This is a genomic window from Bacillus sp. JNUCC-21 (assembly GCF_041222765.1).
GTDB lineage: Bacteria > Bacillota > Bacilli > Bacillales > Bacillaceae > Bacillus > Bacillus velezensis.
Genome location: NZ_CP166019.1, coordinates 1,705,853 through 1,721,192, shown reverse-complemented (window position 1 = coordinate 1,721,192; position 15,340 = coordinate 1,705,853). Strand labels below are relative to the sequence as shown.

General features: G+C 46.9%; 15 protein-coding genes. All 15 read right to left on the bottom strand.

Annotated features, from left to right (window positions below):
* Positions 1-29: 29 nt before the first annotated feature.
* Positions 30-239, bottom strand: coding sequence for a YlzJ-like family protein (locus JNUCC21_RS08810; RefSeq protein WP_003154161.1), 210 nt, complete (start codon positions 237-239; stop codon positions 30-32).
* Positions 236-973, bottom strand: a complete 738-nt coding sequence (locus JNUCC21_RS08805; RefSeq protein ID WP_003154162.1) for a ClpP family protease — start codon at positions 971-973, stop codon at positions 236-238. The genes JNUCC21_RS08810 and JNUCC21_RS08805 overlap by 4 nt, the downstream gene beginning before the upstream one ends.
* Before the next feature lie 115 nt (positions 974-1,088).
* Entirely contained in the window at positions 1,089-2,756 is a 1,668-nt protein-coding gene (gene rnjB / locus JNUCC21_RS08800; protein ID WP_007409811.1) for a ribonuclease J2, read from the bottom strand.
* A gap of 178 nt (positions 2,757-2,934) precedes the next feature.
* Entirely contained in the window at positions 2,935-3,804 is an 870-nt protein-coding gene (dapA, locus tag JNUCC21_RS08795; protein ID WP_003154166.1) for a 4-hydroxy-tetrahydrodipicolinate synthase, read from the bottom strand.
* Between the two features lie 30 nt (positions 3,805-3,834).
* Positions 3,835-5,049 carry an aspartate kinase gene (gene dapG / locus JNUCC21_RS08790; RefSeq protein WP_003154168.1) on the bottom strand — a complete coding sequence of 405 codons (1,215 nt, stop codon included), beginning with the start codon at positions 5,047-5,049 and terminating at the stop codon, positions 3,835-3,837.
* A gap of 88 nt (positions 5,050-5,137) precedes the next feature.
* Positions 5,138-6,178, bottom strand: a complete 1,041-nt coding sequence (gene asd, locus JNUCC21_RS08785) for an aspartate-semialdehyde dehydrogenase (RefSeq protein WP_025284739.1) — start codon at positions 6,176-6,178, stop codon at positions 5,138-5,140.
* A 134-nt stretch (positions 6,179-6,312) separates the two neighbouring features.
* Positions 6,313-6,903, bottom strand: coding sequence for a dipicolinate synthase subunit B (gene dpaB, locus JNUCC21_RS08780; RefSeq protein ID WP_007409809.1), 591 nt, complete (start codon positions 6,901-6,903; stop codon positions 6,313-6,315).
* 2 nt (positions 6,904-6,905) lie between these two features.
* Complete coding sequence (dpaA, locus tag JNUCC21_RS08775) at positions 6,906-7,796, bottom strand: dipicolinic acid synthetase subunit A (protein WP_025284738.1); 891 nt, start codon at positions 7,794-7,796, stop codon at positions 6,906-6,908.
* 156 nt (positions 7,797-7,952) lie between these two features.
* Positions 7,953-8,210: a YlmC/YmxH family sporulation protein gene (locus tag JNUCC21_RS08770; protein ID WP_003154176.1), complete on the bottom strand. Its 258-nt coding sequence runs from the start codon at positions 8,208-8,210 to the stop codon at positions 7,953-7,955.
* A gap of 78 nt (positions 8,211-8,288) precedes the next feature.
* Positions 8,289-9,524 carry a pitrilysin family protein gene (locus JNUCC21_RS08765; RefSeq protein ID WP_012117570.1) on the bottom strand — a complete coding sequence of 412 codons (1,236 nt, stop codon included), beginning with the start codon at positions 9,522-9,524 and terminating at the stop codon, positions 8,289-8,291.
* Between the two features lie 39 nt (positions 9,525-9,563).
* Positions 9,564-10,523, bottom strand: a complete 960-nt coding sequence (locus JNUCC21_RS08760) for a polysaccharide deacetylase family protein (RefSeq protein WP_012117569.1) — start codon at positions 10,521-10,523, stop codon at positions 9,564-9,566.
* 112 nt (positions 10,524-10,635) lie between these two features.
* A complete protein-coding gene (pnp, locus tag JNUCC21_RS08755) occupies positions 10,636-12,759 on the bottom strand; it encodes a polyribonucleotide nucleotidyltransferase (protein WP_015239868.1) in 2,124 nt (707 codons plus the stop codon).
* A gap of 174 nt (positions 12,760-12,933) precedes the next feature.
* On the bottom strand, positions 12,934-13,203 hold the full coding sequence (gene rpsO / locus JNUCC21_RS08750) for a 30S ribosomal protein S15 (protein ID WP_003154182.1): 270 nt from the start codon (positions 13,201-13,203) through the stop codon (positions 12,934-12,936).
* A gap of 165 nt (positions 13,204-13,368) precedes the next feature.
* Positions 13,369-14,310: a bifunctional riboflavin kinase/FAD synthetase gene (ribF, locus tag JNUCC21_RS08745; protein WP_025284737.1), complete on the bottom strand. Its 942-nt coding sequence runs from the start codon at positions 14,308-14,310 to the stop codon at positions 13,369-13,371.
* A gap of 19 nt (positions 14,311-14,329) precedes the next feature.
* Positions 14,330-15,259 carry a tRNA pseudouridine(55) synthase TruB gene (gene truB, locus JNUCC21_RS08740; RefSeq protein WP_025284736.1) on the bottom strand — a complete coding sequence of 310 codons (930 nt, stop codon included), beginning with the start codon at positions 15,257-15,259 and terminating at the stop codon, positions 14,330-14,332.
* Positions 15,260-15,340: the final 81 nt, after the last annotated feature.

Below are 15,340 nucleotides of genomic sequence, written 5' to 3'. Positions count from 1 at the left end.
TTGCCCCCGAGAAACGGACTGAATGCCGGTTAGATTTTCAGCTTGATTTTTTGTCCAGGAGCGATGTCCGGATTCAAGAAATCCATCGGGTTCGTACTTAAAATCTGTACGACTTCAGCTTCATTTCCCTTCATCTCAACTAGCAGCGGCACGCCGGCGTAATCTACCTGTTCATGCACGCTTTGCTCTATATCCTGACCGTAAACGACTTCTTGGGGCATGACGGTATAAAGGATCATTGAATCATCCTTCCTTCCTCGCCCTTTCGTTCCTCAATCAGCTGATTCAGCTTTTTTATCGCCTGTCCGACGCCGCCCACGGCATCAATTAATCCGTAATCAGCCGCATCTTTTCCGACTACGTTCGTCCCGATGTCCCTGGTTAAGTTTCCTTTTGAAAACATCAGCTCTTTGAATTTTTCTTCGGAAATATTTGAATGATGGGTCACAAAGTTGACGACCCGCTCCTGCATTTTGTCCAAGTATTCAAATGTTTGCGGAACCCCGATAACCAGACCTGTAAGCCGAACGGGGTGAATGGTCATAGTCGCTGTTTCCGCGATAAAACTATGATCACATGACACGGCGATCGGCACACCTATCGAGTGTCCCCCGCCGAGTACGATTGAGACGGTCGGTTTTGATAAGGATGCGAGCATTTCCGCAATCGCAAGCCCCGCTTCCACATCGCCTCCGACGGTGTTTAAGATGATCAGAAGTCCTTCGATTTTCGGATTTTGCTCAATGGCGACGATTTGCGGAATGACGTGTTCATATTTGGTTGTTTTATTTTGCGGCGGGAGCTGGACGTGCCCCTCAATTTGGCCGATGATCGTCAGGCAGTGAATATTGGTATCTTGGGACATTTGCGGCAGAGATGTCTCTCCCAGCTGCTGAATTTTGCTCATAATGCTGTCTTTCGCATCTGATTTTTCGGGCTGCTGTTCTTCGGTGTTTTCCATACGATGATCCATTTTATCTTTCACCCTTTCCGAATGTCTCTTTGTATTATGAACAAAGATGATGATTTCCATCCGGGACATGAACAAAAACACAGCCGGAGCATCATGCGCTCCGGCTGTGTATACATTATACTTCCATAATGATCGGAATGATCATCGGCTTGCGTTTTGTTTTTTCATAAAGGAATTGATTCAGCGCATCACGCATGGCTTGTTTCAGCGTGGACCATTCTACGGCAGATGTTTCCGTCGCTTCAGTCACGATAGAGCGGACGAGCTCAGTAGCTTGTACAATTAGACCCTCTGATTCTCTGACATACACGAAACCGCGCGTAATGATCTCAGGACCTGATACGAGGTTCTTTTTCTGCTTATCGAGTGAAATCACGACGATGAGAATGCCGTCTTGTGACAATAAGCGGCGGTCTCTCAGCACGATGTTGCCGATGTCGCCGACTCCGAGGCCGTCAATCAGAACGTTTCCGTACGTGACTTTATCCCCGATTTTCACATTCTGGCCGCGGAATTCAACGACGTCACCTTTTTCAATCAAGAAAATATCGCTGCGTTTCATGCCGATCTCTTCTGCGATTTTGGAATGCGCTTTTTGCATTCTGAATTCACCGTTAACCGGAATTAAATATTTCGGTTTCAGCAAATTAAGCATGAGTTTCAATTCTTCCTGCGAACCGTGCCCGGACACATGCACGCGTTTTTGGGCGAAAATGACTTGAGCGCCGGCGCGGGCAAGCAGGTTGACGGTTTTGGAATATATCAATTCATGCCCCGGAATCGGTGTTGATGCAATGACAACGGTGTCTCCTTCTTCAATGTTAAGCTGCTTGTGCGCCTGCTTGGCCATCCGCGTAAGAGCGGCCAGCGGCTCACCATGGCTTCCGGCTGTAACAATTGCCACTTCCCGCTTCGGATATTTTTTCACATCCTGCACAGGAATAAACATTTCATCTTCGGCTTCAATATAGCCGAGCTTGCGCCCAAGCTGAAGCACGTTTTGCAGATTTTTTCCGGCGATTGCAAGTTTGCGGCCGTTCTGGACGGCAGCCTGTATCACTTGCTGGATCCGGTTGATATTAGACGCGAATACAGCAATGATGACACGGTTTTCTGAATTGTTCATCGCATCGGAAATTTCACCGCTTACATATGCTTCTGACGGAGTATACCCCGGGCGCTCCGCATTGGCGCTGTCAGAAAGCAGGGCGAGCACGCCGCTGTTTCCGATTTTGGCAATTTCGCCAATATCACATGATTGGTGATAAGCAGGCGTCTGGTCAAATTTAAAGTCTCCCGTGCATACAATAGAGCCAAGTGATGTTTTGAAGCTGACTCCCACTGAATCCGGAATACTGTGAATCGTTTTAAAGAACGATACTTTCGTTGATTCAAATGTAATGACTGATTTAGAGTGAACTTCACGCAAATCAGCTTTTCGATTATGCCCGTACTGCTTGAGTTTTTCTCTCAGTAATGCAAGCGTAAGCTTCGTTCCGTATACCGGCACCGACAGCTTATTCAATAAATAAAAGACGCCCCCGATGTTTTCATCGTGCCCGTGTGTCAGAAAGATGGCCTTCACGCGGTCAGCCCGTTCTACTAAGTAGGAAATATCCGGAATGACGACATCAATACCGAGCATTTCATTTTCAGGGTGCATCAGCCCTGCATCCACTACAAATATGTCTGAGTCAATTTCAATGACATATAGGTTCTTCCCAATTTCTCCGACGCCGCCAAGGGCGATAATTCTGACGTTTTCTGTATTTTTCTTTTTCAAAATCTGTATCCTCCTAGTCTCATACCCGTCCATCATCACTTGTTCCTATTATAACTGATATCAATTTTAGAAAACAAGAAGAAGCGGAAGGTTTAGGGAAAACCAATATGTATACAAAACGGTCAAACTCACGATAAAAATGAGAATGACCGCGCATTTTAACTGTATAAATTTTTTCTTACAGTTCGCTGATGACGCTGCTCAGGCTCAGACGTTCATCTTCATTCAGCGGGATAAGAGGAAGACGCACAGATCCGACATCAAGGCCTTTCAGCTGTAGCGCCGTTTTGACCGGAGCCGGATTAGGCGCTTTAAAGAGCTCCTTCATGATCGGCAGAAGCTTCTGATGAATCAGTGCCGCGGTTGCCGTCTGCCCGTTCGTATAGTTTTTAATCATCTGCTGCATGTCAGAACCTACGATATGGCTGGCCACTGACACGACTCCTCTTCCGCCGACTGCGAGAATAGGAAGCGTTAACCCGTCATCACCTGAATAGACGTAAAAATCTTCCGGTGTTTCGGCAATGATTTTCGTAATGGCATCAAGATCGCCGCTCGCTTCTTTAATCGCAGAGATATTCGGTATCTCCGCAAGTCTGATGGCCGTTTCCGGCGCAAGCGAAGCGACCGTTCTGCCCGGCACGTTGTAAAGCATCACAGGAAGAGACGTTTCTTCAGCTATGGCTTTAAAATGACGGTACATCCCCTCTTGGGAAGGCTTATTATAATACGGCGTGACAAGCATAACGCAATCGACGCCGGCTTCTTCAGCTTTTTTTGTCAGTTTAATGGAGTCTTTCGTATTGTTGCTTCCCGTACCCGCTATAACAGGCACGCGTCCGTTCACTTCTTTGACTGTAAATTCAAAGAGTGCAATTTTTTCTTCCGTTGAAAGTGTCGGAGATTCGCCGGTCGTGCCTGCGACGACTAAAGAATCCGTACCGTTTTTCAACAAATAGTCGATTAATGTAGACAGTTTTTGAAAGTCTACATTCCCTTTACTGTCAAAGGGGGTAATCATCGCTGTAGATATATTTCCGACATTCATTTTTTTCACCTCATCATGATTCAATCACATTTACTTTGAAAGTTCAAACACTTCATGCAGCGCATTTACGGCCGTTACCATATCTTTTTCATGAACGAGCACCCAGATCGTCGTATGGCTGTCGGCAGATTGCAGAATCGGAATGCCTTTATCAGAAAGTGCGGAGACGATTTTTGACGTGACACCCGGAACACCCATTATCCCGGCGCCGACCGCTGACACTTTCGCACAGCTCTCCGTCACTGTCGGCTCATATCCTAATTCAGCCAAAATGCTGCGCGCGGCTTCCGTTTTACTGCCGGCTACGGTATATACGATTTCACTCGGCGTAATGTTAAAGAAATCTACGCTGATTCCGGCATTTGCCATTGCTTTAAAGACTTCAGTCTGAACGTTGTATTGCCCCATTTTGGCGGGAACCTTAAATTGCGTCACATCTTTCACATGGGCGATCCCCGTGATCAGCCGTTCGAATACATCGCTGCCGATGTTAGACGAATGATGGGACGTCACCAAAGTGCCTTTGTCTTTTGAATAAGTGGAGCGCACGCGGATCGGCACCTTTGCCTGCATGGCGATTTCCACCGCGCGCGGATGAATGACTTTCGCGCCTTGATAGGCAAGGTTGCAGATTTCCGTATATGTGACGTTCGGAAGCGGCTTAGCATTTTCCACGATTCTCGGATCGGCTGTCATAACGCCTTCCACGTCCGTAAAAATGTCGATAAACTCAGCATCAACCGCCGCGCCGAGCGCCGCTGCTGAAGTATCGCTTCCTCCTCTGCCGATCGTCGTCGTGTCGCCTTTTTCAGTCGCTCCCTGAAATCCTGCGACAACGACAGCGTCATGGCTGGCAAGTGCAGCGAAAAGCCGCTCTGTTTTCATTTCTATAATTTTGGCGTCAGTATGCTGGGCATTGGTTAAAAAGCCGGCCTGGGCTCCTGTTAAAGCTGCGGCTTTTATGCCGTTTTCCTTCAGCATGCTGGAAAAAACAACGGACGAAATCGTTTCTCCGCAAGACAGAAGCATATCCTGCTCTCTCGGAGAAATGTCGGACTGGCTGCCGTAAAGGAGCCCGATTAAAGAATCTGTCGCGTACGGGTCTCCTTTTCTTCCCATCGCCGATACGACAACAACAACTTTATAACCTTCACTGATGGCATCTTTAATGTGTGCTAGCGCAAGCTTGCGGCCTTTGTCATCTTTTACGGATGTTCCGCCGAATTTTTGAACAATGATCTTCACTATTTTCACTCCAAATTAGTCTGACGTAACAGAAGAGAGCAGGCAGAGCCTTACTCTCTTCTGTTCGCCTATAGAAAATACGTTTGTTTTATACGAGGTTCAGTTTTTGCAGGCTTTCCGCGATTTGGACTGAGTTCCAAGCGGCGCCTTTTAACAGGTTATCAGAAACAACCCACAAATGAAAACCGTTTGCTCTGTCCAAATCTTTACGGATTCTTCCTACAAATACATCGCGTTTGCCGACGCAATCAGCAGGCATCGGGTAAAGCTGCTCCGCCGGATCATCCTGAAGCGTAACACCCGGAGCTTCTTTTAAAAGCTGTTTCATATCTTCAACGGTTGCGTCATCACGGTCAAGCTCAATGTAAACAGATTCTGAGTGCCCTGTTTCAATCGGCAGTCTGACACATGTCGCAGCCACTTCCAGCTTCGGCATATGCATGATTTTTTTCGTTTCATTAATCATTTTCATTTCCTCAAACGTATAGCCGTTGTCTTGGAATTTATCAATTTGCGGAATGGCGTTAAATGCGATTTGATAATGCTTTTTGTCGCCTTTAACCGGCATAATGGACGGTTCTGCGGGTTCATTGTTTAAAATCGCTTTTGTCTGGCTGTACAATTCCTTCGCCGCTTCATTGCCGGCCCCGGACACAGCTTGGTAAGTAGATACAATGACTTTTTTCAATCCGTACGCTTTGCGGATCGGTTCAAGCGCAGCCACCATCTGAATCGTTGAACAGTTAGGGTTGGCGATAATGCCGTTATGTTTGTGCAGATCACCTTCGTTCACCTCAGGCACCACGAGCGGTGTATTTTCGTCCATACGGAATGCGCTGGTATTGTCAATCACAATGGCTCCCCGTTTTACAGCCTCAGGCGCCAAGCTTTGTGATACGCTTCCGCCGGCGCTGAATAACGCGATATGAACGCCTTCGAAGCTTTCAGGAACAGCTTCCTGCACTGTATATTCTTCGCCTTTAAACGTTACTTTCGTACCAGCAGAACGCTTTGAGGATAGTAGTGTGAGTGTTTCGATTTCAAAGTTTCTGTCTTCCAGTGTTTTCAGCATTTGCTGTCCTACGGCTCCCGTCGCTCCGACAACTGCTACGTGTAATCCTCTTCCCATCTGTAAAACTCCTTCCGCCAATTAAGCATCATTTGTTGAATTGACTTTGCATTTTACGTTTTATTTTACCATAGAATAGTCACGGATTGATCGAATTTTTTTATTCCGGAATGATTTTCTGTCATCATGATTTTTTATTCATGGTGGTGTACGAGCACCGGCTGAACCTGCTGGTGCAAAAGAGCTTTTTCTACCGTAATCGGAAGGAGATCCATTCTGGCGACGAGCGATGTCGGTTTTTTCACGTGGTCGTCCTGGCCGAACGGGATGAAATATATGTTTTTTGCGGACATCAGCCTCATTAAATTCGTTCCGTTTAAACCGAGTCCGTCGTTTGTCGAAATTCCGAGCACGACCGGGCGGCCGTTGCGGATCGTGGCTTTCGCAGCCATAAGGACGGGGCTGTCAGTCATCGCATTTGCGAGTTTGCTCATTGAATTTCCGGTTAAAGGGGCGATGACCATGCAGTCGAGCGGAAGTTTCGGCCCGAGAGGCTCCGCTTTTACGATGGAATCAATCGCCTCAAAGCCTGTTGCTTCTTCAATTTTTCTGACCCAATCTCCCCCCTCCCCAAAGCGGGTATCGGTCGATTGAACGGTTGATGTCACGACCGGCCGGACTTCAGCTCCTTGACTGATAAGCGCCTCTATTTGCGGAAAAACTTCCTCATATGTGCAATGCGAGCCGGTTAATCCGAATCCGATTCTTTTCCCTTTCAGAGACATGGTTATTTCCCCTCTTTCTTTAAGTCTGCCAAAAGCTTGCTCAAAACGTTTGCAATAATCTGTCCGGCTGTTTTCGGGGCCACAATTCCCGGAAGACCCGGAGCAAGCAGCGCTTTAATGCCTTGTTTTTCAGCATATTTGAAATCCGTTCCGCCCGGACGGGATGCTAAATCCAAAATCAAGGTCTTCGGCGTCATGCGCGATAAAACGCTTTGATTCAGAATCAAGCTCGGTACGGTGTTAATGCAGATATCAATATCATTTACATGTTCAGTAAGCTCTTCAAGTTGAAAAGGAGAAAGCCCCATTTCCGTTATACGGGCCAAATGAGCCGAACTCCGCGCGCCCACTTTTACCTTCGCTCCTAACGCCGCAAACGTCCGGGCGATCGTCATACCGGTGCGCCCCATGCCGAGAACGGCGACATTTGATCCGTGAATGGTATAATCCGTATGCTGAATCGCCATCATGATTGTTCCTTCAACAGTGGGAATCGAGTTGAATATTGCGATATCGTCCCGTTCAAATAATTTCACAAGTTTGCGGCCGGCTTCGCTGGCGATCCCCTCAAGATACGTGTTGGAGATGCCTGAATAAATGACGCAATGCTCCGGTGTCCGCTCAAGATAGCTCTGCTTTAATACCACTTCTTCATTTGAAAAAACCGTGGAAACAACGCCTTCTCCGGTTGTTGCCGATACGGGCAGGATGATACTGTCTATTTTTTGAAAGGGAATCTCATCAATTTTGCATTTGACGGTTCCTGTAAAACCGTCATCCAATTGGTCAAACCCTGCAAGATAAATATCGGCATGCTGTTCTGTCAGCTTCCTTATAATCTCAAGCTGTCTTGCGTCACCGCCAATGATCGCAATTGTCAATCCGGTTAACATCTGAAACGTTCACCTTCTTTACAGTTACTGGATCTTTTAAGTGTCATCCTCCTCTTCATCGTATGTGCAAAGAGAAAGGGCGGTGAATGTACAGCGTTCTTTTTCATGAAAAAAGCACCGGCTGTATGAGCCGGTGCTTGCAAAAAAGAATAAGATCTACTCTTCGGGAGGCGTGATCTCCCCCGGAACGTCTAAAATGATCATGTCTGACCCGATTTTTTGGATATGGTTCCAGGGGACGCGGATGTCGTGGCCTTGTTTTCGCAATCCGAACCATTTTACCGTCGGTATCAACAGCGCGGTAATTTGTCCGTCCTGTTCATTAATTTCCAAATCGGTCTGGCCGAGCACGCCGAGCCGCTCTGCCCGTTTAATGTCTACAATTTCTTTACCTGACAGTTCACTGAGCCTCATGATAGCCACCCCCTTGTACTATATGACCCGGAGCAAAAAAAAATGCCTGCCCCGTATAGAGGCAGACTGCTTTTCCGATTAAGACGAGGCCGGCATATTGCCGGTCGGGCTGATGAGCGATAGTGCGTAATCATCCGTAAATAAGCGGCGGCTGAGGCCGTTGACGCTTTCCAGGCTGACCGCATTTAATTCAGTGATAATTTCATCCATGGTCTTATGCTTTCCGAGCAGGAGTTCGTTTTTCCCGTTCCGGCTCATTTTGCTGTTTGTGCTCTCTAAGCTGAGCATTAAGCTCCCCTTCATTTGCTCTTTGCTGTTTTCCAGCTCTTTCGGGGTGATACCGTCACGTTTTAGAACCGATAACGTTTCCTGAATGGTTTCAGACAGAAGTCCGAGCTGATTCGCGCCGGTGCCTCCGTAAATCGTCAGCATACCGCTGTCTTCATAGGAACTGTGATAGCTGTATACAGAATAGGCCAGTCCTTTATCTTCGCGCACATCCTGGAAAAGACGGCTGCTCATGCTTCCGCCCAGCACGTTGTTTAAGACGATCAAATCGTAAATGTCCGGATCTCCGACTTTCAGGCCTTTGAAACCGAGACAGAGATGCGCCTGTTCGGTGTCTTTTTTTCTGGTCAGCTTTTCATAATGAAACTCAGGCTCGCTGATGCCGCTTGCTTTGCCCTTCGCTTCGTATGTACCGAACCATTTCTCCACGTCTTTAATGAATTGTTCCGTTACATTTCCGGCGACAGAAATGACGACGCGGTCCGGCGTGTAAAAGTCATCCATATGCTGTCTGAGAGAATCGCCGTTAAATGACGAAAGCGTTTCCTCCGTCCCGAGAATCGGGTAGCCGAGCGAATGATTGCCGTATGTCGCTTTGCTCAGCAGATCGTGGACAATATCATCCGGCGCGTCTTCATACATTTTGATTTCTTCATATACGACGTTCTTTTCTTTTTTGAGCTCATCTTCGTCAAAAGCAGAATGAAAGAACATATCAGCCAGCACATCAAGTGCGTAGTTTGCATGCTCATCCAGCACTTTGGCGTAATAGCACGTATATTCTTTTGAAGTGAAGGCATTCACTTGGCCGCCTATCCGATCGAAGGATTCTGCGATTTCACGTGCGGACCTGGTATTTGTTCCTTTAAAAAACATATGCTCAAGAAAGTGCGAAATACCGTTTGTATCCGGCGTTTCATGACGTGATCCCGTCCCGATCCATACGCCGATTGCCACAGACCGCACCGTTGGATTATTTTCAAGCACAACTCTTACACCGTTTTGGCATGTATAGCGTTTTATCAAGTCTGTTCCTCCTATTCAAAGACAGGCAACTGCCGCCTGCTACTTCATCAGCCTGTTTTCATCCATTAAGTCAGACACTGAGCCGAGCGCGTAGCCTTTTTCTTTGATTTTTGCAATCAGTGTATCCAGGCTTTTCGCAGTCGGATCAGTCGGATGCATTAAAATCATGGCTCCGTTATGTATTTTGCTCAACACCCTTGTTTGTAAAACAGCCGGAGACGGTTTTTGCCAGTCAATGGTGTCCACGGTCCACATGATGGTGCCCATTCCTTTTTCCGCCGCAAGATCGACCACAGCTTTTCTGAAGCTGCCGCTTGGCGGCGCAAACCATTTCGGCTTTATGCCGAGCGTCTCGCTGATTTGTGCATTGGTTTTGTCAAGCTGTTCGGAAATGCTTCCTGAAGTCAGTTTGCTCATATCAGGGTGATTGTATGAATGATTTCCGATTTCATGTCCGTCTGCCGCTATTTTTTTCCCCAGCTCCTGATTGTTTTTCAGCCATTTCCCTTCAAGAAAGAAAGTTGCTTTGACCTGGTGCTGCTTCAGAATAGGCAGCATTTGCTCCACGTATTCATTTCCCCAGGCGACATTTATCAGGAAAGCGACCATCGGTTTGTCGGGATTTCCTTTATAAATGGGTTCGGGCGCGAGAGAATCAAGATGGACTTTCGGTTTTACCTGCTCATAGACAAGGCCGTCTTCGTGAAATTCTCCGTCCTTTTTCATTTGTTTATAGGATTTTTCCACATTGACTTTTAAACCGTTATATCCCGGTATGCTCTTCCATATTTTATCAATCCGCGCGTCTTGCGGCTTCACTTCATACTCTGACGCTTTTTGCAGTAATTCTTCATAGAGCGGATCTTTTGATGCTGACACAGTTACAGCGTCTTTTTTCATTGCGTCTATGTAATCAACTGTATACGGATTTTTTAACATTTCAAACGAAACAAAAAAAAGAAATAAAAAAACGGCAAACGGCACGAATTTTTTCAACATGTCCTTCCCCCCTCACCACACATTATGTATGAGGAGGACAAGGTAGAACCCGTCTGTTGTCTTTCTCAAAATAAAGAAGCCGGGTCTCCCAGGCTCCTTGTTAGGTTTTCATTTAAGATTGTTGTTGTTCCTGTTCTTTTTCTTTCTCTTCGCGCAGCACTGCTTTACGCGACAGATTCACTCGTCCCTGTTTGTCAATTTCAGTTACCTTCACAAGGATTTCGTCACCGATTTTCACAACATCCTCAACCTTGCCGACCCGTTCGAGCGCTAGTTCAGAGATGTGAACGAGACCGTCTTTTCCGCTGAAGATTTCAACGAAAGCGCCGAATTTCTCAATCCGTTTGACTTTACCGAGGTAAAGCTGGCCGACTTCGACTTCTCTGACAAGATCTTCGATGATTTTTTTCGCTTTTTGGTTGCTGCTTTCATCAGTAGAAGAAATAAAGATGGTGCCGTCTTGTTCAATGTCAATTTTAACACCGGTATCTTCAATGATTTTGTTGATTTGTTTACCACTCGGTCCGATAACATCACGGATTTTATCCGGATTAATGTTCATCGTTAAAATTTTCGGCGCATATTGAGAAAGTTCTTTTCTTGATTCACCAAGCGTGCTGAGCATGCTGTTCAAGATTTCCATTCTTCCTTTTTTCGCCTGCTGAAGCGCTTCTTCAAGAATTTCTCTTGAAAGGCCTTCAATTTTAATGTCCATTTGCAGCGCTGTCACGCCTTTTTCCGTGCCGGCTACTTTAAAGTCCATGTCACCGAGGGCGTCTTCCATCCCTTGAATATCCGTTAATACCGTATAGTACTCGCCTGATTTCACAAGTCCCATCGCGATACCCGCAACAGGGGCTTTAATCGGAACACCTGCGTCCATCATGGCAAGCGTGCTCGCGCAAATGCTGGCCTGTGAAGTGGAACCGTTTGATTCAAGCACTTCGGATACGAGGCGGACCGTATACGGGAAGTCTTTTTCATTCGGAATGACCGGCTCAAGCGCACGCTCTCCAAGAGCACCGTGACCGATCTCACGGCGTCCCGGTCCGCGCATCGGGCCTGTCTCCCCTACGCTGAACTGCGGGAAGTTATAATGATGCATAAAGCGTTTTGATTCTTCCACGCCTAAACCGTCAAGAATCTGAACGTCCCCAAGGGCGCCTAATGTACATACGCTGAGCGCCTGCGTCTGTCCTCTCGTAAACAGCCCGGAGCCGTGCGTTCTCGGCAGAAGGCCGACTTCTGAAGAAAGCGGACGGATCTGATCAACGCCGCGGCCGTCCGGACGGACTTTTTCTTCTGTGATCAAACGGCGCACTTCGTTTTTCACAAGTTTAGACAGTGTCTGTTTCACTTTTTTAATCGTATCTTCATCATGCTCTTCTTCTTCGAATTTCGCGACAACTGCATTTTTCACTTCATTAATCGCGTCTTCGCGAGCATGTTTTTCGTGAACCTGAATGGCGCTGAGAAGATCCGGCTCCGCAAGGCTTTTTACTTTTTCGCTGAGCTCTTCGTCAATTTCATACAGTTGGATTTCTGTTTTCTCTTTGCCGACTGCTGCGACGATTTCTTCTTGGAATGCGATCAGGCGCTTAATTTCTTCGTGACCGAACATAATCGCCTCAAGCATGATTTCTTCAGGTACTTCATCCGCTCCGGCTTCCACCATGTTGATGGCGTCTTTTGTGCCTGCAACGATGAGGTTGATATCACTTTTTTCAAGCTGGTCAACCGTCGGATTGATGACGAATTTCCCGTCAATGCGGCCTACCGTCACACCCGCGATCGGGCCTTCAAACGGGATATCGGAAACGCAAAGAGCGAGTGATGAACCGAACATTGCAGCCATTTCAGATGAGCAGTCCTGATCAACACTCATGACAATGCTGATGACCTGTACTTCGTTACGGAATCCGTCTGCGAAAAGCGGGCGGATCGGACGGTCGATCAGACGGCTGGCTAAAACGGCCTTTTCACTTGGACGGCCTTCTCTTTTAATAAAACCGCCCGGAATTTTACCTACTGCGTATAATCTTTCTTCATAGTTAACGGTAAGCGGGAAAAAATCTAGCGGTTTCGGTTCTTTTGATGCGGTTGCTGTGCTGAGCACTGCAGTATCGCCGTAGCGGACCATGACAGCGCCGTTTGCCTGTTTGGCAAGCTGGCCGGCTTCTACTGTAAGCTGTCTGCCGGCCCAATCTATGGTAAAGACATGTTTCTCTTGTCCCATTCGATTACGAGCTCCTCTCTTAATGTGTGAAATAATCAATTACTCCTATTATGAACGAAATGAATTGAACATATCAATGTCAAAGTAGTATGTAAAAGGATTTCATTGTTTTTTTATCATTATTTTTTTCGCTTTAATACGATAAAAAAGCGGGAATCCTCCCGCTTTTTACGATTATCGACGTAAGCCTAGTTTGTTAATTAACTCACGGTAACGAGTTACGTCTTTATTACGCAGATACGTAAGAAGATTACGACGTTTACCTACCATTTTAAGAAGACCGCGACGTGAGTGGTGATCTTTCTTGTGAGTACGCAAATGCTCGTTCAAGTTGTTAATTGAGTCTGTTAGGATAGCGATCTGAACTTCTGGAGATCCAGTATCAGATTCGTGTGTTTTGAACTCACTGATGAGTTGATTTTTACGCTCTTGAGTAATTGCCATCCTGTTTCACCTCCATATCATAATTAGCCCCAGTTACCTAGCAACCGTCGGTGACTTCGGATTGCCAAGCAATGGTTTTAAGACTACGAAACATATGATACTAAAAATCGCGCCCATATGCAAATCTTTTAGAAGAAAATTTGTGTACTTTTGATGTTTTTTCCGTTATTTGCTGAAAAAACGGATCGCTTCTTGTTTGTCTTTCCCGATCTGAGCCGTCAGTTCTTCGATGCCGTTAAATTTCCGTTCGCTTCGGATTCGTTTGTACCACTCGATTTTAACGCCTTCTCCGTATACATCCTGCTGAAAATTAAACAAATGAACTTCAATTGACGGCTGATCGGGACGCTTTTCATAAAAGGTCGGTTTGTAGCCGATGTTGCAGACGCCTTCATACACCTCGCCTTTTATTTCGGCTTTCACTGCATACACGCCTGTCGGCGGCACGATATAGCTGTTTTGCAGGCCGACATTCGCGGTCGGAAAACCGATGGTGCGGCCTCTTTTGTCTCCGTGAATCACAGTGCCCCGGATAAAATACGGCTGGCCGAGAAGAGTGTGCGCAAGTTCAACGTCACCATCCTGCAGCGCTGACCGGATATAAGTGGAGCTGATCTTTCTGTCCTGCTCGGTCTGTTTCTCGACAGTCGTGCATCCGGCCTTGCCATTTAAATCGTCCGGCAGCGTCTCCATCGTGCCTTTTCCGTATTTTCCGTACGTAAAATCGAAGCCTCCCACAGCGTGCCGCGCGTTTAACCCTAAAATATACTCCTCGGCAAACTGTTTTGGAGACAGAGACGCAAACGCTTCATCAAACTTTACGACATACAGCACATCAGCGCCTAAACGCCCGATCTGGCTGATTTTATCTTCAAGCGGCGTAATCAGATCCTTTGGCTCTTTGTCCCTGCCCAACACATGAGAAGGGTGGGGATGAAACGTCATAACGGCCAGCGACAGGCCTTTATCTTCGGCAATTTGTCTGGCTGTTCCGATTACTTTCCGGTGTCCCAAATGAACGCCGTCAAAGTAGCCGAGCGCCATGACAGACGCCGGCTGCTCTTCTTTTTGTAAATGATGCGGATGAGAAATATGTATCGTCTTCACAGAACGGTCACCTTTTTTCTTATTGTTCGCTTTTTTGCATGAGCACTTTAGCCGGTTTCAGCAGTCCTTTTTTTGAAGGATGCGGCATATAAATGGCCACACATTCTCCGTCTTCAGTACAGACCGCTATACGGGCGTCAGCTGTCATTGCAGAAAATTCCGCCGGGATGTCAAACACTGACCCGTTTTCAGCTTTCTTAGCTAATGTATCACTTATGACCCATTTCGGCAAATGATTGAGCGCTCTTTCAATCGGCACGGCATGCTCTGCAACCATGCCGTCTGAAACCTGCTGTTCAAGTTCCTCAAACGTGAAACACTCATCAAGGCTGAAATCGCCGGAAGCGGTGCGGATGAGATGCGACATATGCGCGGGATAGCCGAGTTTTTCACCGATTGTCACCGCCAATGTTCTCACGTAAGTGCCCTTTGAGCACGTGACTGTAAAGCGGAATGATGCTGTGTCTTCTTTATAAGTGACAGGGGAAGTGAGCGCGATATCTTCAATCGTGATATTCCGCTTCGGCCGCTCCACTTCAATACCGGCTCTGGCGTATTCATAGAGCTTTTTCCCGTTGACCTTTACAGCGGAATACATCGGCGGCACTTGCTCCTGCGGTCCCTTCAGTTCGTCTAAAACGGCTTTGATATCCGCTTCTTTCAGCGGCTCCTTGACAGGTTTTACGCTGACCGTTTCTCCAGTCTGGTCTTCGGTCGATGTGGAGAAGCCGAGAGTGATCTCAGCATCATACGTTTTTGACTTGTCGGTGACGTACTCAACAATCTTTGTGGCCCGTCCGACACAGATCGGCAGTACGCCTGACACTGCCGGATCAAGCGTTCCCGTATGTCCGACTTTCTTTGTTTTTAACAGTTTTCTTATTTTCATGACACAGTCGTGAGAAGTCATGCCGACCGGTTTATGTAAAAGGAGAACTCCGTTAACCATATGTCTTTCGCTCCTTTGTTATCAATTGTATCCCGTAAAACGCAGAAAAGAGGACAGACGACACTCGCCCATCCTCTTTCC

Excerpts from the sequence above, each read along its gene's own strand:
- JNUCC21_RS08760 (WP_012117569.1), bottom strand. The coding sequence starts at position 10,523 with ATGTTGAAAAAATTCGTGCCGTTTGCCGTTTTTTTATTTCTTTTTTTT.
- truB (WP_025284736.1), bottom strand. The coding sequence starts at position 15,259 with ATGGTTAACGGAGTTCTCCTTTTACATAAACCGGTCGGCATGACTTCT.
- pnp (WP_015239868.1), bottom strand. The coding sequence starts at position 12,759 with ATGGGACAAGAGAAACATGTCTTTACCATAGATTGGGCCGGCAGACAG.
- JNUCC21_RS08810 (WP_003154161.1), bottom strand. The coding sequence starts at position 239 with ATGATCCTTTATACCGTCATGCCCCAAGAAGTCGTTTACGGTCAGGAT.
- dapA (WP_003154166.1), bottom strand. The coding sequence starts at position 3,804 with ATGAATGTCGGAAATATATCTACAGCGATGATTACCCCCTTTGACAGT.
- asd (WP_025284739.1), bottom strand. The coding sequence starts at position 6,178 with ATGGGAAGAGGATTACACGTAGCAGTTGTCGGAGCGACGGGAGCCGTA.
- dpaB (WP_007409809.1), bottom strand. The coding sequence starts at position 6,903 with ATGTCTCTGAAAGGGAAAAGAATCGGATTCGGATTAACCGGCTCGCAT.
- rpsO (WP_003154182.1), bottom strand. The coding sequence starts at position 13,203 with ATGGCAATTACTCAAGAGCGTAAAAATCAACTCATCAGTGAGTTCAAA.
- JNUCC21_RS08805 (WP_003154162.1), bottom strand. The coding sequence starts at position 973 with ATGGATCATCGTATGGAAAACACCGAAGAACAGCAGCCCGAAAAATCA.
- dpaA (WP_025284738.1), bottom strand. The coding sequence starts at position 7,796 with ATGTTAACCGGATTGACAATTGCGATCATTGGCGGTGACGCAAGACAG.
- JNUCC21_RS08770 (WP_003154176.1), bottom strand. The coding sequence starts at position 8,210 with ATGAGGCTCAGTGAACTGTCAGGTAAAGAAATTGTAGACATTAAACGG.